This is a genomic window from Geobacillus proteiniphilus (assembly GCF_001908025.1).
Classification (GTDB): domain Bacteria; phylum Bacillota; class Bacilli; order Bacillales; family Anoxybacillaceae; genus Geobacillus; species Geobacillus proteiniphilus.
Window position 1 is genome coordinate 1 of record NZ_MQMG01000022.1, and the last position, 20,527, is coordinate 20,527.

Here is a 20,527-nt window from a genome sequence, read left to right on the forward strand (position 1 = left end):
AAAGTTGATTGGCTTTTCGCATTGTCTAGCTTCAGCGCCTAGCTCTCTTCTGCCAAATCACCTTCCCCCTCGGGGTGCAAGCACCCCAGCGGGTGAAGAACATTTGGCTTCGAGATCGCCAGGATGGCGATATTTCGCCGTTGCCCGCAGGACGCGGGCTGCCTTTAGGCGAAATTACGGCGCCTCCGCTTTTCGTTTGCGCTTCGTTTCGTTCAGTTTTCAAGGAACGAGGCTGCTGCCTAGACTTACTCCTTTGCAGCCTTGCGCCGAGGAACCCAATTCCTCCGAATTCAATAGAAGACACAGGCGCAAAGTTGCTGCATTGAAACAACTTCTCTGCTGATTTGCGTCGAAGAATCCCGCTTCTCTCCATTCACTTGCAGACACAAGGTTGCTACTTTAGTTTGCTTCTCTGTAATCCTACCGAGGAACCTCACGTCTTCAAATTCCCTTGCAAGCGGCAGGCACAGACATAAAGCAACAGTGGAGCCTATCGGGATCGAACCGATGACCTCCTGCGTGCAAAGCAGGCGCTCTCCCAGCTGAGCTAAGGCCCCATATGTCCGCTATCGGGAAGACAGGATTTGAACCTGCGACCCCATGGTCCCAAACCATGTGCTCTGCCAAACTGAGCTACTTCCCGCCAACGCGCTCGAGAGGATTCGAACCCCTAACCTTCTGATCCGTAGTCAGATGCTCTATCCAATTGAGCTACGAGCGCAAGTGCCGAGGGCCGGACTCGAACCGGCACGGTAGTTACCTACCCCAGGATTTTAAGTCCTGTGCGTCTGCCAATTCCGCCACCCCGGCTAAATGGGCAAATAAATGGAGCGGAAGACGGGACTCGAACCCGCGACCCCCACCTTGGCAAGGTGGTGTTCTACCGCTGAACTACTTCCGCTCGAATCAACATGCGGGTGAAGGGACTCGAACCCCCACGCCCGTAAAGGGCACTAGACCCTGAATCTAGCGCGTCTGCCAATTCCGCCACACCCGCAAATCAATTGTGGTGAGCCATGGAGGACTCGAACCTCCGACCCTCTGATTAAAAGTCAGATGCTCTACCTACTGAGCTAATGGCTCATGGGTTAGATAACACTCCGAGACAACGATGTCCCTTCCTCTGCCAGCTGATTCAAAGAAGCCGAATGCGTCGGGACAACTCGATGCCTATTCGACGATGTAACGCTCGTTACTGAGCTAATGGCTCATAGTTTGGATAACACTCTAGGTACTACCTAGCTCTACCTGCCTCTTCCTCTCCCAGCCTATTCAAAGAAGCTAGGTGCGTCGAGGCAACTCGCAGCGAACTCGAAGATGTAGCGCTCGTTACTGAGCTAATGGCTCATAATAGGTGATGGTGGAGGATGACGGGATCGAACCGCCGACCCCTTGCTTGTAAGGCAAGTGCTCTCCCAGCTGAGCTAATCCTCCACGGGATTGCCTAGCGACGACCTACTCTTGCAGGGGCGCTGGCCCCAACTACCATCGGCGCTGGAGGGCTTAACTTCCGTGTTCGGGATGGGAACGGGTGTTTCCCCTCCGCTATCATCACTAGACAATCAACAGACAAGTTATATTATAATTAAATTTATTTATTTGTCAATAGGTCCTTGTTTTTGATTAGTGCTGTCATTTCAATGCGCTATCATAATATAACACGTTGGGAATGGTTTGTCAACTCAACTTCCTATGTTTGTTTTTCAACAAAACAACGACGACTATTTTTACTACTTAAAAAAAATCGCCCCCTGCTGCTTGTCTTTACAGGGAGCGATCAAATTTATCTATGACGCATTTGCGGGAAAAGCAGCACGTCGCGGATCGACGGCGAGTTCGTCAGCAGCATGACCAGACGGTCGACGCCGATGCCAAGCCCGCCTGTTGGCGGCATGCCGTACTCGAGCGCTTCAAGGAAGTCTTCGTCCATTTCATGTGCTTCATCGTTTCCTTGTTCACGCTCTTTCAGCTGCGCCTCAAAGCGTTGGCGCTGATCGATCGGATCATTCAATTCGGTAAAGGCGTTGGCATGTTCGCGCCCGACGATAAACAGCTCAAATCGGTCGGTAAAACGCGGGTCGTCCGGATTTTTCTTGGCCAACGGTGAAATTTCAACCGGATGGCCATAAATGAACGTCGGCTGAATGAGGTGAGACTCGACTTTTTGTTCAAAAAATTCGTTGACAATATGGCCAAACGTCATATGTGGAGCAACTTCCACTCCATGTTCTTTCGCCAGCTCCCGCGCCTCTTCGTCGCTCATCTGCCGCCAGAAGTCGACGCCGACATATTCCTTGATCGCATCGACCATATGGAGGCGCCGCCACTCGGGCGTTAAGTCGACGACATGCTCGCCGTATTGAATTTTCGTCGTTCCAAGCACTTCAGTGGCAATGTGGGCGATCAAATTTTCGGTCAGTTTCATGATGTCGCGGAAATCGGCGTACGCCTCGTACAATTCGAGCATCGTAAACTCCGGATTATGACGGGTGGAAATGCCTTCGTTCCGGAAAACGCGGCCGATTTCATACACTTTTTCCAAACCGCCGACGATGAGCCGTTTTAAATGGAGCTCGATGGCGATTCGCATATAAAGGGTCATATCCAATGCGTTATGATGCGTAATGAATGGGCGCGCCGCAGCGCCGCCAGCAACGGCGTGCATCATCGGCGTTTCAACTTCCAAATAGCCATGGCTGTCGAGATACCGCCGCATCGATTGGATGATTAAACTGCGGGTGATGAACGTCTTTTTGCTCTCCGGATTCATAATTAAATCGAGATAACGCTGGCGATAGCGTTGCTCTATGTCTTTCAAACCATGGTATTTTTCCGGCAGCGGACGCAGCGCTTTCGTCAAAAATTCGTACGACGACACTTTGATGGAAAGTTCACCGACTTTTGTTTTAAACATTGTGCCGCGCACGCCGACGATATCGCCAAGGTCAGAGATTTTAAACAGTTCGTACTGCTGTTCGCCAACATCGTCTTGGCGGACGTAAATTTGAATCTGCCCGGTGACATCCTGGATATGGGCGAACCCGGCTTTTCCTTTGCCGCGCTTTGTCATGATGCGGCCGGCGACGGCGACTTCAATTTGCTTTTCTTCAAGTTCCTCTTTCGACAAATCGCCGTACAGTTCGAACAGTTCTTGCGCTTTATGAGTGCGCTCGAACCGTTTGCCAAACGGGTCGACACCCAATTCCTCAATTTTTTTCAGCTTTTCCCTGCGGACGCGCAGTTGGTCGTTCAATTCTTCATGACTCATACCTCATTCACTCCATTTAGCGATTTTTTACGAAAAATACTGCCAGCGCTCGCTGGCAGTCCTCCGCTGCATGAACGTCATCTCCGTTGTTTAAACGGCTTCGGCGTTCGCCGCTGCTTGGACTTCCGCTTCCTCCGCCACGCGAAGCAACAGTGCGGCCAGTTCGTCCCGCGTTTCACATTCATTGATGGCGTTGCGGATTTTCGCTGCGCCGCGAATGCCTTTTAAATACCAAGCAGCGTGTTTACGCATTTCTTTGACGGCGATATACTCGCCTTTTAAGGCAATTAATCGGTCTAAATGCAGCAGGCAGACATCGATTTTTTCCCTCGGCGTCGGTTCCGGGATGAGCTCTCCAGTTTCTAAATAACGGACAGTGCGATAGATCATCCAAGGGTTTCCAAGCGCCGCCCGTCCGATCATGACGCCGTCGACCCCTGTTTCTTCAAGCATCCGCTTTGCATCTTGAGGCGTTTTAACATCTCCGTTGCCGATAACCGGGATGTTGACGGCTTCTTTCACTTGCTTGATGATGTTCCAGTCCGCTTTTCCTTCATACATTTGCACCCTTGTCCGTCCGTGGACGGCGACGGCCTTCCCGCCGGCGCGCTCAACGGCTTGAGCGTTTTCGACGGCGTAAATGTGCTTTTCATCCCAACCGATCCGCATTTTCACCGTGACCGGTTTTTCAACGGCATCGACGATCGCGGCAACGACATCATAGATTTTATTCGGGTCAAGCAGCCATTTCGCTCCAGCGTCGCAATTCGTAATTTTCGGCACTGGGCAACCCATGTTGATGTCGATGATATCTGCATTCGTATTTTTATCGACAAATTTCGCCGCTTTGACGAGCGTTTCTTTCTCGCCGCCGAAAATTTGCAAGCTGATCGGCTTTTCCCGTTCATCAATATATAACATGTTTAACGTCTTTTCGTTGTTGTATACGATTCCTTTGTCGCTTACCATCTCGGCGCATACAAGCCCGGCGCCGAATTCTTTGACGGTCAGGCGGAACGCGGAGTTGCATACGCCTGCCATCGGAGCGAGCACGACGCGGTTTTTAATTTCGACATCGCCAATGCGAAACATCGCAGATGCCTCCTTTCTACTTGTTCGATTCGAGTTTCGGCGGCGCCAGTTCTTCCACCGATATATTCAGCCGTTCGGCGATTTGTCCAACGAGCGAATCGGACGGCATCCGGTTCCCCCGTTCAATTTCACCAAGGATCGATACGGAAATGCCTAGTTCTTTCGCCAGTCTTTCTTGCGTATATCCTTTCAACTTTCGAAAAGCGCGAATACGTCTTCCCCATCTTTCCGCTTCCATACATGAACTCCTTTTTTGTCAGGTAGTCGGCCAATGATGTCGATTAACGGTTCAGAAAGAGTCGGTACTGTCACATGGGCGTTGACTTCCAACAACGGGATGAGCACGAACGCCCGCTCCGCCATGCGCGGATGCGGGATCGTCAGCTGCTCTGTTTCAATATTTTCATGATTATACAGCAAAATGTCAAGGTCTAACGTCCGTGGTCCCCAGCGAATTTCCCTTTTTCTTCCAAGTCGTCGTTCGATTTGCTGGGTCACGTCAAGCAAGGCAAACGGCGACAACGTGGTCGCCACCTCGATCACCATGTTTAAAAACTTGCCTTGGTTGACATAGCCGACCGGATCGGTTTCATAAATCGATGAGCTCGATGTGATAAAAATTTCCTGATGATGATGGAGCGCTTCAATGGCAGCCCGCAAATAAGAAACACGATCTCCCATGTTCGAGCCTAACGCGATATATGCGATGTTTCCCATTTAACGCCCCCTGTCAATTTCGACTGCGACATGTCGATAATGGCCGCGAATCGGCGGATTCGGTTTCGTCACTTTGACCAGGCACCGCTGAACGGAGGGGAAGGCGGCAAGCAAATCGGCAGCAATCGCCTCAGCGACTGCCTCGATCAAGGAGAATGTCCGCTCCTCCACAATCGCCCGGCAGCGCTCGTACACATCGGCGTAGTTGACAGTATGTTCTAAACGATCGCTCCGCCCGGCGGGCTGCAAATCGAGCTCCAACGTTACATCAACCAAAAACCGCTGGCCGAGGATGTTTTCTTCGCGAAGCACCCCATGGTAGCCGTAAAATTCCATGCCGTGTACGTAGATTTTATCGATGGCCGCTCTCTCCCTTCCCAAGCATAGCATCCATCATTTTCGCCATGCGGGCAATCGGCAATACATCATGGACGCGAACGATATGCACTCCTTTGACGATGCCGAGGCAAACGGTCGCTCCCGTCCCTTCCACCCGCTCCTCAACCGGGACATTGAGCACATGGCCGATAAACCGTTTGCGCGATGTACCGAGCAAAAGCGGATAGCCAAGAGCGGCAAATTCGTCAAGACGCCGCATCACTTCCAAGTTATGCTCGACCGTCTTGGCGAAGCCGATCCCTGGGTCTAAAATAATGTTTTCATCTTTCACACCGGCTTCTTTGGCAATGCGAATGCTTTCCTTCAAATCAGCGATCATGTCGGAAATCAAATCGCAATACGCCATATCGCGACGGTTATGCATTAAAATGATCGGTGCGCCGTACGTGGCGGCGACGCGGGCCATATCGGGATCGGCTTTTGCTCCCCAAATGTCGTTGATGATGTGCGCTCCGGCTTCGATCGCTTGCCGGGCGACCTCTGCCTTGTAAGTGTCAATGGAAATGGGTACGTTCACCGCCTCGGCGATCGCTTTGACCGCCGGGATGACGCGCCGCAATTCTTCATCAAGCGGCACTGGCTCCGCTCCCGGACGAGTCGATTCACCGCCGATGTCAATGATGTCCGCCCCTTCCGCCACGAGCCGCTTCGCGTGCTTGACCGCGTTTTCCACGTCGTAAAACCGGCCGCCGTCGGAAAACGAATCGGGCGTGACGTTGACAATGCCCATGATCAACGTTTTTTTGTTTAAGTCAAGCTCATGCCCGCGGCATTGAAGCCGAAGAGGGCGCATCGATGTTGTCATCAGTCGTTCATCCTTTCTGCCAATTCGTTCCTCGTCCATAACCGATGGGTCAAGCGTCGGTAATGGTGCTGCAAGGCCCGGACCACCGGACCATTTTTTCCTTGGTAAACGCAATGGCCAATGCGGCAAAGGGGTACAATTTCCTGCACAGAGTTGGTGATAAATGCTTCATCAGCCTGCAACAAATGGGACAGCGGATATACCCCTTCTTCAACTGGGATGCGCAACTGCTTGAGCAAGGCAATGATGAATTGTCTTGTGATGCCGTTTAATATGCCGACAGCCGGCGCTGGCGTGTAGACGATGCCGTCTTTCACCCAAAAAATATTGGAAACGATCCCCTCCGCTACCGCACCATCTGAATTCAAAAAAATTCCTTCCGCATGAGGTCGATGTCCGAGCTCCCATTTCCCAATCATATTGTTTAAATAATGGTGCGACTTTAGTCGCTCATTGCCTTCCGGGCTGTTTCGCCTTGCCGCGAGCACCACCCCTTCTTTTCCTTCCGGAGGGACGGGCGGCGGAAGCGGCTTCATATAGACGATGACGGTCGGGTTTCGGTAACGTTCGATCGGCAAGCCGAGATCGCCGACCCCGGCCGATACATTGAAGCGCACATAAGCGTCGCGCAAGCCATTGGCCTCGAGCAACTGCTCGATGATCGCCACCGCTTCGGCGCGGCCGAACTGCCTTTCGATGTGAAGCTCAGACAGCCCTTTGTTCAATCGGGCCAAATGATCGTCAAGCAAAAAAGGGTGGCCGCTATACGTGCGAAATGTTTCAAATAAGCCGAGCCCATATAAAAAGCCGTGATCAAACGCTGATAACTGCGCTTCTTCGCGCGGAACGACCGCGCCGTTGATATACACGTACATGATCGTCACGCCTTTTTATACATGTCGATAAAGTTTTTCAACAGCTGCATCCCATGGCTTGTCATAATCGATTCCGGGTGAAACTGCACGCCTTCCACCGGCAGCGTTTTATGGCGAATCGCCATCACTTCATCCTCTTCCGTCCAAGCCGACACGACGAAACAGTCCGGAAGCGTCTCTTTCTCGACGATAAGGGAATGGTAGCGCGTTGCCGTAAACGGGTTCGGCACGCCGCGGAAAATCGTCTCCCCATCATGGTAGACGGACGATGTTTTCCCGTGCATCAGCCTTGGAGCGCGGACAACGCGGCCGCCGAACGCCTGGGCGATGGCTTGATGCCCGAGGCAGACGCCGAAAATCGGAATTTGGCCGGCAAAGCGATCGATGACTTCCAGGCTGACCCCTGCCTCATTCGGTGTGCACGGACCGGGGGAAATCATAATAAAATCGGGGCGGAGTCGTTCGATTTCAGCCACCGTAATTTCATCATTCCGTTTGACAATCAGCTCTTCTCCCAACACGCCCAAATATTGCACTAAATTGTACGTAAATGAATCGTAGTTATCAATCATGACGATCATCATTCTCACCTCATGCTCGGAAATAATGCCTCTGCTTCGCTCAGCTCTTTCGCTTTCCAAAGGGCAGCCGCTTTCTTTAAACATTCCTTGTACTCATGCTCTGGGTTGGAATCGATGACGATGCCCGCTCCAGCCTGTACATGCGCCAATCCGTCTTTGACGACCATCGTTCGAATGGCGATGTTTAGCTCCATGTTTCCTTGAAAATCGATCCAACCGATCGAGCCCGTGTACAAGCCGCGGCGGACCGGTTCCAACTCTTCAATAATTTCCATTGTTCGCACTTTCGGGGCGCCGGTGATCGTCCCGCCGGGAAACATGGCGCGAATGACGGAAAACGCATCGTGCTCCGGCGCCATGGTGCCGGATACGTGAGAAACGATATGCATCACATGAGAATACTTTTCTACGGTCATCCATTCGTCAACTCGAACCGTCCCGTATGCACAGACGCGCCCAAGGTCATTCCGTTCAAGATCAACGAGCATGGCGTGCTCGGCCCGCTCCTTTTCACTCGCAAGCAACTTGCGAGCAATTTGTTCATCCTCTGCCGCCGTCCGACCGCGCGAACGTGTGCCGGCAATCGGCCGCGTCTCAAGACGCCATCCCCGCTTGCGGACGAGCAGCTCCGGCGAGCCGCTGACAACTTGAAATTCCGGGGTATGCAAATACGCCATATAGGGTGATGGATTAAGGGCCCGCAACTGTTTGTAGACGGCAAATGGGTGTGTCAAAAGCGGCTGCGACTGGCGCACCGACAAATTGACTTGGAACACATCGCCCGCCGCAATATAGCGTTGCACGCGGCGAACCGCATCCATAAACCTCTCTTTTGTCATTGAAACAGACGGCGCAGCTGTCGAGGCAGCAAGCGGCCAGACCAGCGCTTCATTCCGATCCTCGAGCCACATCCGTGCATGCCGCGCAAGCCGCCGGTTTGCCTCGCTTTCCTCCCCTTCATTCGCGTAGGCAAGCAAATGAAGCTGTTCAGTTTGGTGATCATAAATCGCTACGTCGTCAAAGAGGAAAAAATACATGAGCGGCAGCCGCAAATCATCTTGCGCGAGCACCGGGAGCCGTTCCAAATAGCGAACCGCATCATAGCTAATGAAACCGATCAGCCCGCCTTGGCAAGGCAACGACTCCCCCTCATCCGGCACGGCGAAACACCGAAGCCATTGCCGGAGCCCTTCGAGCGGCGAGCCATCAAGCACCGTTTCAACCCCGCGCTGCTTGATGATGAGCCGCCGCTCGTCAGCGCGGATCACTCCGATCGGGTCAAGGCCGATAATGCTGTACCTTCCCCCTTGGCCGCTCTCAAGCAACACATGATGAGGCCGGCTATAGGCCAGCTGTTCGTACTGGCGGAACCAATCCCGTCCGCGATAATCGATAGTTCGTTTCAGTCGCCTGCGCCGCTGTTCCATCCTCGTCAGCTCCTTACGATGTCCATAGTTACTTTTATTGTACAATGATTGTCCGTCTGGGTCACCATCCTCGTAAAAAAATTCGACAGGGTTGCCCCTGCCGAAAAAGTCTGCTTAGTCTTCAAATTGGTAAAGAGGCGTGCTCAAATAACGTTCGCCGTTGCTCGGGATGATGGCGAGCACTTTTTTCCCTTTGCCGAGCTCTTTCGCCACTTTCAATGCCGCATGAATCGCAGCGCCGGACGAAATGCCGCCGAGAATGCCTTCCTCGCGAGCCGCGCGGCGGGCCGCCGCAAACGCTTCTTCCGTCGTTACCGTAATAACCCCATCGTAAATGCTCGTATCCAAAATATCTGGAACAAAGCCAGCGCCGATCCCTTGGATTTTGTGCGGGCCCGGTTTTCCTCCCGACAAGACTGGGGAATCGGCCGGTTCAACGGCGTAAATTTTAATGTTTGGGTAAGCTTCGCGCAACACTTTGCCTGCTCCGGTGATCGTTCCGCCCGTGCCAACGCCGGCAACAAACGCATCAAGCTGGTCGCCCATTTGCTCCACGATCTCTTTCCCGGTCGTCAAGCGATGGATTTCCGGGTTCGCCTCGTTTTTAAATTGCTGCGGCATAAAGTAGCCGTGCTCGCGGACGAGCTCTTCCGCCTTTGCGATTGCTCCGCGCATCCCTTGTGCACCCGGTGTGAGCACAAGCTCGGCTCCATACGCCCGCAGCAGGTTGCGGCGCTCCAAGCTCATCGTATCCGGCATGACTAATACCGCCTTATACCCTTTCGCTGCTGCGACCATCGCCAATCCGATCCCAGTGTTGCCGCTTGTCGGCTCAACGATCGTGTCGCCCGGCTTCAGCTTGCCCGCTTTTTCCGCCGCTTCAATCATCGCCAACGCAATCCGGTCTTTGACGCTGCTGCCCGGGTTCATAAATTCCAGTTTCAAATACACATCCGCGCTGTCTTCATCAACGATGCGGTTCAGTTTCACGGCCGGCGTATCGCCGATCAATTCGGTTATCGAGTTGACTGTGCGTGCCATTGTTCCACCTCTAATCCCCATTAATTTTATCGACTTTGTCTCCAATGTATCAACTATTGGCGTAATTGTCAATCATTTTACTGTTTTCATTCTTTTTTCGCTAATCGTTTCAACTGTTCCAGCTCCGCTTTGTCGAAATGGTACGTTTCATTGCAAAAATGGCACGAAGCTTCCGCCTGCCCTTCTTTGTCGATGATGTCTTGGATTTCCTCGGGCCCTAGGCTGATAAGGGCATCAGCGATCCGCTCGCGCGAACAGCGGCAGACGAATGACACCGGCATCGTCTCGAGCACACGGACGCCTCCATCTCCCAACAGTTGTTCGAGCAGCTGTTCCGGGCTGAGCCCTCTTTCGATCATGCGCGACACGGGCGGAATTTGTTTCAGCCGCTCTTCAATGCGAGTGATCGTGTTCTCCTCCGTCCCGGGCATCAACTGGATAATAAATCCTCCGGCGGCTCGGATGGTATGGTCGGGATTGACGAGCACCCCGACGCCAACCGATGACGGAATTTGTTCGGACGAAGCAAAATAATACGTAAAATCATCGCCAAGCTCCCCGGAGATAAGCGGCACTTGTCCGGTGAAAAAGTCGCGCAGCCCAAGATCCTTCACAACCGTCAACATCCCATTTTTGCCGACCGCCCGTGCCACATCAAGTTTCCCGTGCTCGTTCAGCTCAAAATGCACATGCGGATTCGTTACATAGCCACGCACTTCCCCTCTGGCGTTGCTGTCGACCAAAATGACGCCGATCGGGCCGCCGCCGTCAATTTTAATCGTCAACGTTTCCTCGCCTTTCAGCATCGCTCCCATCATAACACCGGCGGTCAACGCTCGACCAAGGGCCGCTGAGGCGGTCGGCCATGTTTGGTGGCGGCGTTGCGCCTCGGCGACAGTTTCCGTCGTTCTTGCGGCATACGCTCTCACTTGTCCATTGTAAGCGAGTGCTTTGACTAAGTAGTCTCCCATCTTCATCAAGCCTTTCATCCTTTTTTCTCGGTGTTTTTCTCGTACAACAATTTTAAGCCAGTCAGCGTCAAAAACGGATCAACGACATCGATGATGTCCGATTCGCTGGCAATGAGTGGAGCTAGGCCGCCGGTGGCAATCACCTTCGGCGGGATTTTGCTTTTCGCCTTCATTCGCGACACGATGCCTTCCACTTGTCCGACATAACCGTATAAAATACCGGCTTGCATGGCGCTGACCGTATTTTTGCCGATGATATCATCCGGGCGGGCGATTTCAATGCGCGGCAATTTCGCCGCCCGCGCAAACAGAGCCTCTGTCGAGATCATAATTCCCGGGGCAATGGCCCCTCCCATATATTGTTTATGTTCATTAATATAACAATACGTCGTCGCCGTGCCAAAATCGACGATAATCAGCGGACTGCCGTACAAATGGATGCCGGCGACCGCGTTGACAATCCGGTCGGCACCCACCTCACGCGGATTGTCATATTTGATGTCGAGCCCGGTTTTAATGCCCGGACCGACGATGAGCGGTTTGATATGGAAATATTTTAGACACATGCGTTCAAGAGCAAACATAATCGGCGGCACGACCGAGGAAATGATGATGCCTCGAATGTCGGAAAACTGCAAGCCGACATGGTTCAAGAGCGCTTTGATCATCATGCCGTATTCGTCTTCCGTTTTCCCCCGGCTCGTTTCAATGCGCCAATGATGTTTCAGTTCGTCCCCGTCATACACCCCTAACACCGTGTTTGTATTGCCGACGTCCAATACAAAAATCATCGCTTCATTCCTCGCTTTTCCTCGATAAATTCCCATTCTTTATCATATCATACTTACGGGAAAAAAACTGTCCTTCTTTCCCTGGGCCGCCGGCAAAAAAAAAGATGCCTCCGAACAGAGACATCGATTACTCCTCTTTCTTTTGGATGTTGATTTTCACATCGCCGTCGCTTTTGCCGGCCTCCTCGCGCCCGTTCCGGTCTTTGGGCAGCGTGCCATGTTCGAACAAATGTTTAATTTGCTCCGCATCGAGCGTCTCGACTTCTAACAGCGTGTTGGCGATCAAATCCAATTTGTCCCGATGTTGGGTCAAAATTTGTTTCGCTTTTTCATAGCACTCTTTAATGATGCGCTGAATCTCTAAGTCAATTTCATAAGCGATTTTGTCGCTGTAGTTTTGCTCGTTGTGTAAGTCACGTCCTAAAAACACTTGCCCGCTCGGTTGGCCGAATTGAAGCGGACCAAGCTTTTCGCTCATGCCAAACTCCGTCACCATCCGGCGCGCGATGTTTGTCGCCCGCTGAAAATCGTTATGGGCCCCTGTACTCACTTCATTGAACACGATTTCCTCGGCAACGCGCCCGCCGAGCAGTCCGGTGATTTTATCCATCAGTTCGGCTTTCGTCATAAAGTAGCGGTCTTCTTTCGGCAGCATGACCGCATAACCCCCGGCTTGGCCGCGCGGCACAATCGTCACTTTATGCACCATTTCCGCATCGGCGAGCACCATGCCGATGACCGTATGCCCAGCTTCGTGAAACGCGACGATGCGCCGTTCTTTTTCCGAAATGACGCGGCTTTTTTTCGCCGGTCCGGCAATCACCCGGTCCGTCGCCTCGTCGATGTCGCTCATATCAATTTTCTTTTTGTTGCGGCGCGCCGCAACGAGCGCCGCCTCATTCAGCAAGTTTTCCAAGTCGGCGCCGGAAAATCCAGGCGTCCGCATCGCGATCGTCTTCAAGTCAACCGATTCATCGAGCGGCTTGTTGCGGGCATGCACGCGCAGCACCGCTTCACGCCCTTTGACGTCCGGGCGGTCGACGGTGATTTGCCGGTCGAAGCGACCCGGGCGCAACAGCGCCGGGTCTAAAATGTCCGGCCGGTTGGTCGCCGCGATAATAATGATCCCTTCGTTGCCGTTAAAGCCGTCCATTTCGACAAGCAGTTGGTTGAGCGTCTGCTCACGCTCGTCATGGCCACCGCCAAGGCCGGCGCCGCGCTGGCGGCCGACGGCGTCGATCTCATCAATGAAGATGATGCACGGGGCATTTTTTTTCGCCGTCTCAAACAAGTCGCGCACCCGCGATGCCCCGACCCCGACGAACATTTCCACGAAATCCGACCCGCTGATCGAGAAAAACGGCACGCCCGCTTCTCCGGCAACCGCGCGCGCCAACAACGTTTTCCCGGTTCCGGGCGGCCCAACGAGCAATACCCCTTTCGGAATGCGGGCGCCAAGTTCTGCAAACTTGCGCGGATCTTTTAAAAACTCGACGATTTCCACCAACTCTTCCTTTTCCTCATCCGCCCCAGCCACATCGCGGAAGCGGACTTTCCGCTTGTCATCCGTATACAGCCGCGCCCGGCTTTTGCCGAAATTCATCACCCGGCTGCCGCCGCCCTGTGCCTGGTTCAAAAGGAAGAAGAACAAAATAAAAATAATAACAAACGGGATGATAGAAGTGAAAAACGTCACCCATCCGCTCGTTTCGTCCGCTGGCACGACTTCCACCCGCGTCCGCGCCGCCGCCGCATCGATGCGGTCAAGCACTTTGTCACTGTTCATGACGTAGGTGGAAAAGTACTGCCCTTCGCTATATGTTTTCAACTGGCCTTTGATTTCATATACGCCGCGCTCCGGCTTAATGGAAAACGACTTGACATCCCCGTTTTCCAGATGAGTAATGAACGCATCGTACGTCATCGGCTCCGTTCGCTGGTTCGTGCCGTTAAAAAAGCTGACGACGCCGATCACGACGAGGAAAATCAGCAAATAAAAGATGGTATTGCGGAAAATCCGGTTCATTTCTTGCCTCCTCCCATATGAAACACACTATACTCAATACTATCATAGAAATTTGTTTAAATACAAACAATTCGGCCGTCGCCCAGCAACCGTTCTACTTTTGGTACACTTCCGGCTTTAAGACGCCGATAAACGGGAGGTTGCGGTATTTTTCCGCGTAATCGAGCCCGTAGCCGACGACGAATTCATCCGGGACGGTAAATCCGGTGTAATCGGCTTGAATGTCCGCCTTCCGCCCAGACGGCTTGTCAAGAAGCGTGACGATTTTGATCGAATTCGCCTTCCGGTAGCGAAACAAGTCGACCAAATAGCTGAGCGTCAGCCCGCTGTCAATAATATCCTCAATGATCAAAATATCCCGTCCTTCGACGGATGTGTTCAAGTCTTTGACGATTTTCACTTCGCCGGATGAAACGGTCGCATTGCCATAGCTTGATACGTCCATAAAATCCATTTCCAAATATGTATCAATATGTTTGAGCAAGTCGGCCATAAACGGCATCGCCCCTTTGAGGACGCCGACAGCGAGCGGAAAACGGCCTTCATATTCTTTCGTTAACAAACCGCCGAGTTCTTTGACTTTTGCCTGAATTTCCTCTTCAGTGATCAACACTTTTTGAATATCGTCTTTCATCCCCATCTTTTTTCCTCCTAGCTGTTCATCGCCTGATAGTGCAGCAAAATATAGCGGGCTTGCCCACGGTTTTGCGCTTCCAAAGCCGATTTTTTCAAGCCGGGCACCCAAAGGATACGGCCGTCGGCATCTTCGACAATCGGCCAGCGATCCCTTTCCATCCGCGGAATTTTTGCTTCAATGAAAATTTCTTTCAATTTTTTCGTGCCTCCCGTCCCCTTGAGCACCATCCGGTCGCCGCGCCGACGCGTCCGCACGCGAAGCGGCAAGGAGACGGAAGCAGGATCCACGACGAACCAATCATTCCCGGCCTGCTTTCTTGGATAGTGTTCCCCAAATTCACTGATGATTGCATAGCCGTTTGGGAGGGGCAATAGCGCCGGAACCGGCAGTTCAAACCAATAGCCTTTCTCGCCGCTTTCTGCGCCAAAAGTAAACAAACAGCGGTCGTACGAGCGAATCACTTTGAGCCCTTTTGGCAAATCGATCATTCCGGAAGGGCGGCCGCGCTCACAAAGCATCAGTATATGGCCGATATGTACGGAAGTCAATGTCGGCGGAACGCCGCCATAAAGACGGAGAAGCAACCGCTGCAGCACTCGGCGCTGCAGCGGTCGCGGCAGCGCCAAAAATGGTCCGATGGAAAGCGCCGCATCGCGATGTTGTTTTTCCATTACTTTATTCAGCGCGTCCGCGGCTAATTCCTCCAAAAATTGCTCATCTTCCGCCATCATTTCGCTGTATTGCTGAAACCGCTCGTGCAGGCGCGGATTTTCCTGCCGTAGCAACGGGACGATATGATGGCGGAACCGGTTGCGCGTATAATCGTCTTTTTCATTGCTCGGATCGCGGCGCGGAGAGAGCCCCATCTGCTGGCAATACGCTTCAATCTCCGCCCGGCTGACAGCCAAAAACGGACGGATGAGATAGCCGCCGTGAAACGGCCGTTTGACGGGAATGCCAGCGTATCCTTTGCTTGTGCTGCCGCGCACAAGCCGCATTAAAATCGTCTCAACTTGATCGTCGCCATGATGGCCTACGGCGACGTACCCCGCTTGATGCTTTTCCATCAGTTCGGCAAAAAAGCGGTAGCGGCAGATCCGCGCCGCCTCTTGGGCACCGAGGCCCGTGCGGCGCTGAAAGGCCGGGACGTCGATTTGCGCGGTCTCACATAAAATACGGCGCTCCACGCAAAAACGTTTCACAAACTCCATCTCTTCTTCTGACTCCCGCCCGCGAAACATATGGTCAACATGGGCGGCTATGACCTGAAGCTTCCATTCGTCGCGCAGCGACAAAAAAACGTGCAGCAACGCAAGCGAATCCGGGCCTCCGGAGACGCCAACGATGACGGCCGCTCCTTCTGAAAGCAGTTGATGCCTGTGGATAAAGGCGCGCACTTTGTCGATCATCCGAGCCAACCTCTTTGCGTTTCTTTCAGCTTCATCGTAACACGTCCGCCCTGTTTTCTCAAAAAAAATTACATCGCCAGCTGCCAATATATATAAAAGGCATAGGCGCCCAGCAATGCGGCGGCGATGACCACCGTTTCGACAATCCCTCTCGCTTGGCGGCGCCGTTTCACCTGCCGCCCCGACCGACGGCTTGGCACTGCCTTTCTTTCGTTTTCCGCCGATGTATGGCGGGAAGAGGCGGCCAATAAGTCGCGACGCATATCGGCCGCCTTTCGATATCGGCCGTCAAGCGCCTTTTGCAGCACCTCCTTGTATCGGGTTAAAAAGCGGTCCGTTTCGATGATGGACAACAGCTGCGCCCGACCGTCACCCTTTTTCTCAATCGGCCCCGGGCAGCAAGAAGAAATCATCACCATCGCCGCCGCAAACAAGTCGTAAGATGGCTCCGCTTTGCGCGATCCAAGCCCCCAATAGCCGCGGTCATACAGCTCAGTAAACTCTTTTACCGCCCTTCCTTGCAGCGTCGTCCCGCCCACATCAAGCAACCGAACCGACGGCGGCGACCCGGTAACGATCAAATTATCCGGCTTTAAATCCCCAAATACCCATCCTTCTTGATGAAGCCGATCAAGCACCGACAACAGCTGCATCACGAGCACGGGCGCCCATTCTTTTCCACGGCGGCGGATGAAAGCAGCGAAATTCTCCCCTTCAATATACTCCATCACATAAAACGGGATCGTCTCCCGCGCAAACGGGCTTTGCCAGTCATCGGCTTCCAGCAAAGAAGGCCCGAGGGCGGCTCCCTGGACCTTAGCAAAACGGCGCAATATATTCATTTCCGATGCCAATGACGCATAGTCATCGCTCAACTTGACGGCGACGCGAGTCCGGCCGTTCTCCGCCAAATAGACGACGCCGTTCGCCCCGCTGCCAAGCCGCCGCAGCAGCCGGTAGGAACGGCCGTGCCATTTCCCAGTGATGACCGTACCAGGCGGCAAATTACAAAGACGATTCTTCGATGTATGGCTCATCGCCATCGCCGATCCAGCTCCTTAACGACCGTTTACGCTCAAAATAGGCGATTGCCTCACGCAGCGCCGGTCCGGTCGGCGTCAGCCCGCCCGACGCCAATTTCGGAAAGATAGTGGACAACTCTTCAATCCTTGGCGTCCAGTCGATCATTTTTTCGGCGTGCGCCCGTTTTCCCGGGAAGATGAACACCGAAAAGCGGTTTTCGCCCATGCGCGCATTTAAGCTGAGCGATAAATCGATGAGCGCCTCTTTGACGGTCGGCAGTTTTGTTTTCATGCTCCCGCTCGTATCGATCAAAATGAGCACATCAAGGGCAACCGTTTCCCCGAGTTCATCGACGACTTCCATCACTTGGCCGCGCTTGTCCGGCGGCAAGTCCTCAAGCGAAACGTCAGAACCAAAGATTTGTTTCAACTCGCGATTGACGAGCCCTTGCAACGTCTGAGTCATCGCTTGGCGCGTCACCATTTGCACGGTTTGCGACAGCTGTTTCGCGTACACGACTTGGCTCATCCCGCCGCCAGCCGCGGCGATCGCTTCAATTTCCCGCCGTCCGTTTTCATCCATCGCACCTTGGTCCAAGATGCCGATCACGTTCACCGTAATGCCTTGCTCACGGGCTAGCGCCGCCATGGCGGCTGGGTCCTCACCATGGTTGGAGCAGCCATCGGTAATGAGCAAAATTTGCCGCAACGTTCCCTTTCGCACGTTCGTTCCCCTCCTTGGCGAATGTATTACCATCATCGCCGCAGGGGAACGTTTTTATACGCTAGCTATTGCGCCTTTTTCATATACATGTATGCCGGAATCGTCGCCCATTTCGGCGTATTGTGCCGAACTTTGGCGACAACGACGGTCATATCGTCTTCAATCTCGCCGCCGCATTGGCGGATCACTTCTTCCATGATCAAATCGGCGACTTCCTGCGGGTCGTTCGTCTTTAATTCTTGAATTTTCCGCTTCATCCAAACATCATGGTTTTCGACGTTCATCGGCCCTTCAAACACACCATCGCTCATCATAATGAGCAAGTCGCCCGATTTCAGCTGCTCGGTGACAACGTCAAATTCCACTTCTTTAATGATGCCCATCGGCAAGTTGCTCGCTTCCACTTTCATCACCTTGTCACCGCGCTTAATAAAGCTTGGCGTCGATCCGATTTTCAAAAACTTCGTCGCCGCGTTTTGCAAGTCGATGATGGCCAAATCCAGCGTCGCATACATGTCTTCTGTCGTCCGCAATGCCAAAATCGAATTGATCGATTTGATGGCAATCGACTCGTCCATTCCCGTCTGCAAAATCTTTTGCAACAGGCGCAGCGTCTCGCGGCTTTCGTCATGCGCCCGCTCCCCATTGCCCATGCCATCGCTGATGGCAACGGCGTACTTGCCGGTAGCAAGTTCAATCGTTGCATAACTGTCGCCAGAAATGAACCCCCCTCCTTTGGCGGCAAACGCGACGCCCGTTTCGACGACGAACGCTTTCGTCGAGCCGAAGGCGACGCGGCAGTAGCCGTTCGGGTAGGCGGCGCACTCTTCGCGCTTGACGACGATCGTCTCTCCCAAAATATCTGACAGCATCGGCGCAATCAGTTTTTCGCACTCACCCCGCCCTTCGCAGTAAGGAATGCTCATTTCAATATCGATATTTCCTTTTTCCAAACTGTAAATGTCGACATGGCCCACTTCGATGCCAAACTCTTGCAGCGCATGGTAAATTTGTTCTTCCTGCAAATAATGGTTTTCCTGTTCTTTCTGCATTTCTTTGGCGAAATCGTCCATCACTTGCGAAACGCCCAACAGCTGTTCAGCGACAAGCTTCCGGCTTTCGTGGATTTGCCGTTTGAGCTTGCGGTTTGCTTGATAAGCAACCATCTCTTTTTCAATCGCGTCGACGACTTTGCCGGCCTTGACGCAATACCGCTCCCACTCGCGCAGCAACTGATGGTTTTGCGACAATGTTTTTTCGTCCGCCTCGCCCATCATTTGCTTCATGTACGCATAGGTTGTACGAAAGTTGTCCGCCCAGCATTGCGTCTTCTTAAAGCACGTTTGGCACGTTTTTTCCGTGATGTCGCTCAAAAAATAGTCGACTTCACGGTCGCTGTATTCATTAGCATCCGGAAGCGGTTCGGGCGAAAAGCTTTCCGCCAGCGCCTGAAAGACGTTGGAAAACTGCGAGACGCGTTGCACCGTCATATCGCGGATTTTCCGGACGTATTGTTGTTGCTCATTTATATATTCTGCCGTGCCGGGAATGTATTTGGCGATTTTCTCCGTCAGTGAACGGGATGTACCAAAAAACAGCATAATTGCGATGCCGGATTCAAACAGCGTCGGCACAAGCTCACTCTTCCCTTCGCCGTATAAACCAAGCAGCAGCGTCGCGACGAGGAGGCCGAACGCCACCCCAAGTTTTTTCCCTTCCCTCAGCAACCCGCCAAGCAGCCCGGCGAAAGCAAGCAAACTCATTTCCGACAAGTTGCCGACATTTGCCAAGCTCAGTACAAGCCCGGTGACAACGCCGACGGTGGAGCCGGTCGCCGCTCCGGCGACAAACGCGAACAACAAAACGAGGTAGCGCGACATCACATGCTCAAGCGACAAACCGTACACAGCCCAACCGATCATCCCGGTCAACATCGAGGCGAGCAAAATGATCAACGAAATGATCTCTTCCGCTCGCAACGCATGTTTATGCTTCTGCACTGTCAACAACGGGATGCTTTGCATAAAAATCAAGGTCAATACAAGCGACAGCCCGGCTTCGACGACCGCCATGGCGGCGCCGTAGACCGATCGCTCTCCGAGCCAATAATAGGAGATCAGCCATTTGGCGGAAAGAGACAGCACAAACACAACAAATGGAACGATTTTCAGTGACTCACTGATCACCCTCCGCACCCATCCGTAAATAAAGAGAAAGCCAAAAATGGAAACGCCGACAAACAGCGCCACATCAAGCGACAGCGTCAAAGCACCGGCCAACAGCGAGATCAACGCAAAAGCGGCCTTGTCGCGGCGCAGCATATAGACCGAAACGAAAAATGGCAAAGCGAACGGGGTCAGCTTCGATAAAATCAATGCTCGTCCAAGCAAAAAGCCGACAAGAAGAAGCAAAAAGCCTTGATGGATGAACAGATGACCGAGGCGCAGCTTCACATGGCGCATCCAGCGCGACACCGTTGCTTGCGTGTCATGAATCGGCACTTCCGAAATGCTGCGGCGCACCGTCCCTCTTTCTACTCTTTCCATTCCCGATCCTCTCCTTTACCTTTCTATTACCCCCTATTATATCGCTTGAATTGTCAGAAATTTGTCAAAACCACAGAGAAAAATAAAAAATCGTTCGACGTTTTCCACGGCAAAACGCGGTCAACAGGCTTGTTCCGACAGAAAGAGACAAAAAAGAAAAACGAGCATGTCGCTTGATGGCGCATGCTCGTTTGCG

Annotated in this window: 18 protein-coding genes, 8 tRNA genes and 1 rRNA gene; all 27 read right to left on the reverse strand. The window is 52.9% G+C overall.

Going from position 1 to position 20,527, the window contains the following annotated elements; all coding sequences use genetic code 11:
- Positions 1-484 precede the first annotated feature (484 nt).
- The 27 genes from BRO54_RS09040 to spoIIE all read right to left on the reverse strand — a co-directional run bounded on the left by BRO54_RS09040 (position 485) and on the right by spoIIE (position 20,331).
- Positions 485-557: transfer RNA gene (locus BRO54_RS09040), tRNA-Ala, on the reverse strand.
- A 12-nt stretch (positions 558-569) separates the two neighbouring features.
- Positions 570-643 (reverse strand) — tRNA-Pro (locus BRO54_RS09045).
- A 4-nt stretch (positions 644-647) separates the two neighbouring features.
- Positions 648-721: transfer RNA gene (locus tag BRO54_RS09050), tRNA-Arg, on the reverse strand.
- A gap of 3 nt (positions 722-724) precedes the next feature.
- A tRNA-Leu gene (locus tag BRO54_RS09055) sits at positions 725-810 on the reverse strand.
- A gap of 16 nt (positions 811-826) precedes the next feature.
- Positions 827-901, reverse strand: a tRNA-Gly gene (locus tag BRO54_RS09060).
- Positions 902-912: 11 nt separating this feature from the next.
- Positions 913-997: transfer RNA gene (locus tag BRO54_RS09065), tRNA-Leu, on the reverse strand.
- A gap of 10 nt (positions 998-1,007) precedes the next feature.
- Positions 1,008-1,083 (reverse strand) — tRNA-Lys (locus BRO54_RS09070).
- Positions 1,084-1,358: 275 nt separating this feature from the next.
- A tRNA-Val gene (locus tag BRO54_RS09075) sits at positions 1,359-1,434 on the reverse strand.
- Between the two features lie 8 nt (positions 1,435-1,442).
- Positions 1,443-1,559 (reverse strand): 5S ribosomal RNA (gene rrf, locus BRO54_RS09080).
- 224 nt (positions 1,560-1,783) lie between these two features.
- A complete protein-coding gene (gene lysS / locus BRO54_RS09085; RefSeq protein ID WP_074043752.1) occupies positions 1,784-3,268 on the reverse strand; it encodes a lysine--tRNA ligase in 1,485 nt (494 codons plus the stop codon).
- Between the two features lie 90 nt (positions 3,269-3,358).
- The gene (gene dusB, locus BRO54_RS09090) at positions 3,359-4,360 is read right to left on the reverse strand and encodes a tRNA dihydrouridine synthase DusB (RefSeq protein WP_011229588.1); all 1,002 of its coding nucleotides are present in this window, start codon (positions 4,358-4,360) and stop codon (positions 3,359-3,361) included.
- Positions 4,361-4,376: 16 nt separating this feature from the next.
- Complete coding sequence (locus BRO54_RS09095) at positions 4,377-4,598, reverse strand: helix-turn-helix domain-containing protein (protein WP_011229587.1); 222 nt, start codon at positions 4,596-4,598, stop codon at positions 4,377-4,379.
- Positions 4,550-5,077 carry a 2-amino-4-hydroxy-6-hydroxymethyldihydropteridine diphosphokinase gene (gene folK, locus BRO54_RS09100; protein WP_074043753.1) on the reverse strand — a complete coding sequence of 176 codons (528 nt, stop codon included), beginning with the start codon at positions 5,075-5,077 and terminating at the stop codon, positions 4,550-4,552. Before folK ends, BRO54_RS09095 begins: the two co-directional genes overlap by 49 nt.
- Positions 5,078-5,437 (reverse strand): dihydroneopterin aldolase, encoded by a 360-nt coding sequence (gene folB / locus BRO54_RS09105; RefSeq protein WP_303048383.1) that lies wholly within the window; start codon positions 5,435-5,437, stop codon positions 5,078-5,080.
- Positions 5,430-6,281, reverse strand: coding sequence for a dihydropteroate synthase (gene folP, locus BRO54_RS09110; RefSeq protein WP_074043755.1), 852 nt, complete (start codon positions 6,279-6,281; stop codon positions 5,430-5,432). Before folP ends, folB begins: the two co-directional genes overlap by 8 nt.
- On the reverse strand, positions 6,281-7,156 hold the full coding sequence (pabC, locus tag BRO54_RS09115; protein WP_011229583.1) for an aminodeoxychorismate lyase: 876 nt from the start codon (positions 7,154-7,156) through the stop codon (positions 6,281-6,283). Before pabC ends, folP begins: the two co-directional genes overlap by 1 nt.
- 5 nt (positions 7,157-7,161) lie before the next feature.
- The gene (pabA, locus tag BRO54_RS09120; protein WP_021322648.1) at positions 7,162-7,737 is read right to left on the reverse strand and encodes an aminodeoxychorismate/anthranilate synthase component II; all 576 of its coding nucleotides are present in this window, start codon (positions 7,735-7,737) and stop codon (positions 7,162-7,164) included.
- A 5-nt stretch (positions 7,738-7,742) separates the two neighbouring features.
- Entirely contained in the window at positions 7,743-9,164 is a 1,422-nt protein-coding gene (pabB, locus tag BRO54_RS09125) for an aminodeoxychorismate synthase component I (RefSeq protein ID WP_021322647.1), read from the reverse strand.
- Positions 9,165-9,278: 114 nt separating this feature from the next.
- Positions 9,279-10,205, reverse strand: a complete 927-nt coding sequence (cysK, locus tag BRO54_RS09130) for a cysteine synthase A (protein WP_011229580.1) — start codon at positions 10,203-10,205, stop codon at positions 9,279-9,281.
- 86 nt (positions 10,206-10,291) lie between these two features.
- On the reverse strand, positions 10,292-11,182 hold the full coding sequence (gene hslO, locus BRO54_RS09135; RefSeq protein ID WP_079935767.1) for an Hsp33 family molecular chaperone HslO: 891 nt from the start codon (positions 11,180-11,182) through the stop codon (positions 10,292-10,294).
- Positions 11,183-11,190: 8 nt separating this feature from the next.
- On the reverse strand, positions 11,191-11,967 hold the full coding sequence (locus BRO54_RS09140) for a type III pantothenate kinase (RefSeq protein ID WP_074043756.1): 777 nt from the start codon (positions 11,965-11,967) through the stop codon (positions 11,191-11,193).
- A 127-nt stretch (positions 11,968-12,094) separates the two neighbouring features.
- A complete protein-coding gene (ftsH, locus tag BRO54_RS09145) occupies positions 12,095-13,993 on the reverse strand; it encodes an ATP-dependent zinc metalloprotease FtsH (RefSeq protein ID WP_012820459.1) in 1,899 nt (632 codons plus the stop codon).
- Positions 13,994-14,087: 94 nt separating this feature from the next.
- Positions 14,088-14,633 (reverse strand): hypoxanthine phosphoribosyltransferase, encoded by a 546-nt coding sequence (gene hpt / locus BRO54_RS09150; protein ID WP_012820458.1) that lies wholly within the window; start codon positions 14,631-14,633, stop codon positions 14,088-14,090.
- An 11-nt stretch (positions 14,634-14,644) separates the two neighbouring features.
- Positions 14,645-16,039 (reverse strand): tRNA lysidine(34) synthetase TilS, encoded by a 1,395-nt coding sequence (gene tilS, locus BRO54_RS09155; protein ID WP_074043757.1) that lies wholly within the window; start codon positions 16,037-16,039, stop codon positions 14,645-14,647.
- A gap of 68 nt (positions 16,040-16,107) precedes the next feature.
- Positions 16,108-17,082: a serine/threonine protein kinase gene (locus BRO54_RS09160; RefSeq protein WP_011229574.1), complete on the reverse strand. Its 975-nt coding sequence runs from the start codon at positions 17,080-17,082 to the stop codon at positions 16,108-16,110.
- Positions 17,045-17,821 carry a vWA domain-containing protein gene (locus BRO54_RS09165; protein WP_020754013.1) on the reverse strand — a complete coding sequence of 259 codons (777 nt, stop codon included), beginning with the start codon at positions 17,819-17,821 and terminating at the stop codon, positions 17,045-17,047. The genes BRO54_RS09160 and BRO54_RS09165 overlap by 38 nt, the downstream gene beginning before the upstream one ends.
- Before the next feature lie 29 nt (positions 17,822-17,850).
- Complete coding sequence (gene spoIIE, locus BRO54_RS09170; RefSeq protein ID WP_011229572.1) at positions 17,851-20,331, reverse strand: stage II sporulation protein E; 2,481 nt, start codon at positions 20,329-20,331, stop codon at positions 17,851-17,853.
- Between the last annotated feature and the right edge of the window lie 196 nt (positions 20,332-20,527).

Coding starts and splice junctions, on each gene's coding strand:
- lysS (WP_074043752.1), bottom strand. CDS start 3,268: ATGAGTCATGAAGAATTGAACGACCAACTGCGCGTCCGCAGGGAAAAG.
- dusB (WP_011229588.1), bottom strand. CDS start 4,360: ATGTTTCGCATTGGCGATGTCGAAATTAAAAACCGCGTCGTGCTCGCT.
- BRO54_RS09095 (WP_011229587.1), bottom strand. CDS start 4,598: ATGGAAGCGGAAAGATGGGGAAGACGTATTCGCGCTTTTCGAAAGTTG.
- folK (WP_074043753.1), bottom strand. CDS start 5,077: ATGGGAAACATCGCATATATCGCGTTAGGCTCGAACATGGGAGATCGT.
- folP (WP_074043755.1), bottom strand. CDS start 6,281: ATGACAACATCGATGCGCCCTCTTCGGCTTCAATGCCGCGGGCATGAG.
- pabC (WP_011229583.1), bottom strand. CDS start 7,156: ATGTACGTGTATATCAACGGCGCGGTCGTTCCGCGCGAAGAAGCGCAG.
- pabA (WP_021322648.1), bottom strand. CDS start 7,737: ATGATCGTCATGATTGATAACTACGATTCATTTACGTACAATTTAGTG.
- pabB (WP_021322647.1), bottom strand. CDS start 9,164: ATGGAACAGCGGCGCAGGCGACTGAAACGAACTATCGATTATCGCGGA.
- cysK (WP_011229580.1), bottom strand. CDS start 10,205: ATGGCACGCACAGTCAACTCGATAACCGAATTGATCGGCGATACGCCG.
- hslO (WP_079935767.1), bottom strand. CDS start 11,182: ATGAAGATGGGAGACTACTTAGTCAAAGCACTCGCTTACAATGGACAA.
- BRO54_RS09140 (WP_074043756.1), bottom strand. CDS start 11,967: ATGATTTTTGTATTGGACGTCGGCAATACAAACACGGTGTTAGGGGTG.
- ftsH (WP_012820459.1), bottom strand. CDS start 13,993: ATGAACCGGATTTTCCGCAATACCATCTTTTATTTGCTGATTTTCCTC.
- hpt (WP_012820458.1), bottom strand. CDS start 14,633: ATGGGGATGAAAGACGATATTCAAAAAGTGTTGATCACTGAAGAGGAA.
- tilS (WP_074043757.1), bottom strand. CDS start 16,039: ATGATCGACAAAGTGCGCGCCTTTATCCACAGGCATCAACTGCTTTCA.
- BRO54_RS09160 (WP_011229574.1), bottom strand. CDS start 17,082: ATGGCGATGAGCCATACATCGAAGAATCGTCTTTGTAATTTGCCGCCT.
- BRO54_RS09165 (WP_020754013.1), bottom strand. CDS start 17,821: ATGATGGTAATACATTCGCCAAGGAGGGGAACGAACGTGCGAAAGGGA.
- spoIIE (WP_011229572.1), bottom strand. CDS start 20,331: ATGGAAAGAGTAGAAAGAGGGACGGTGCGCCGCAGCATTTCGGAAGTG.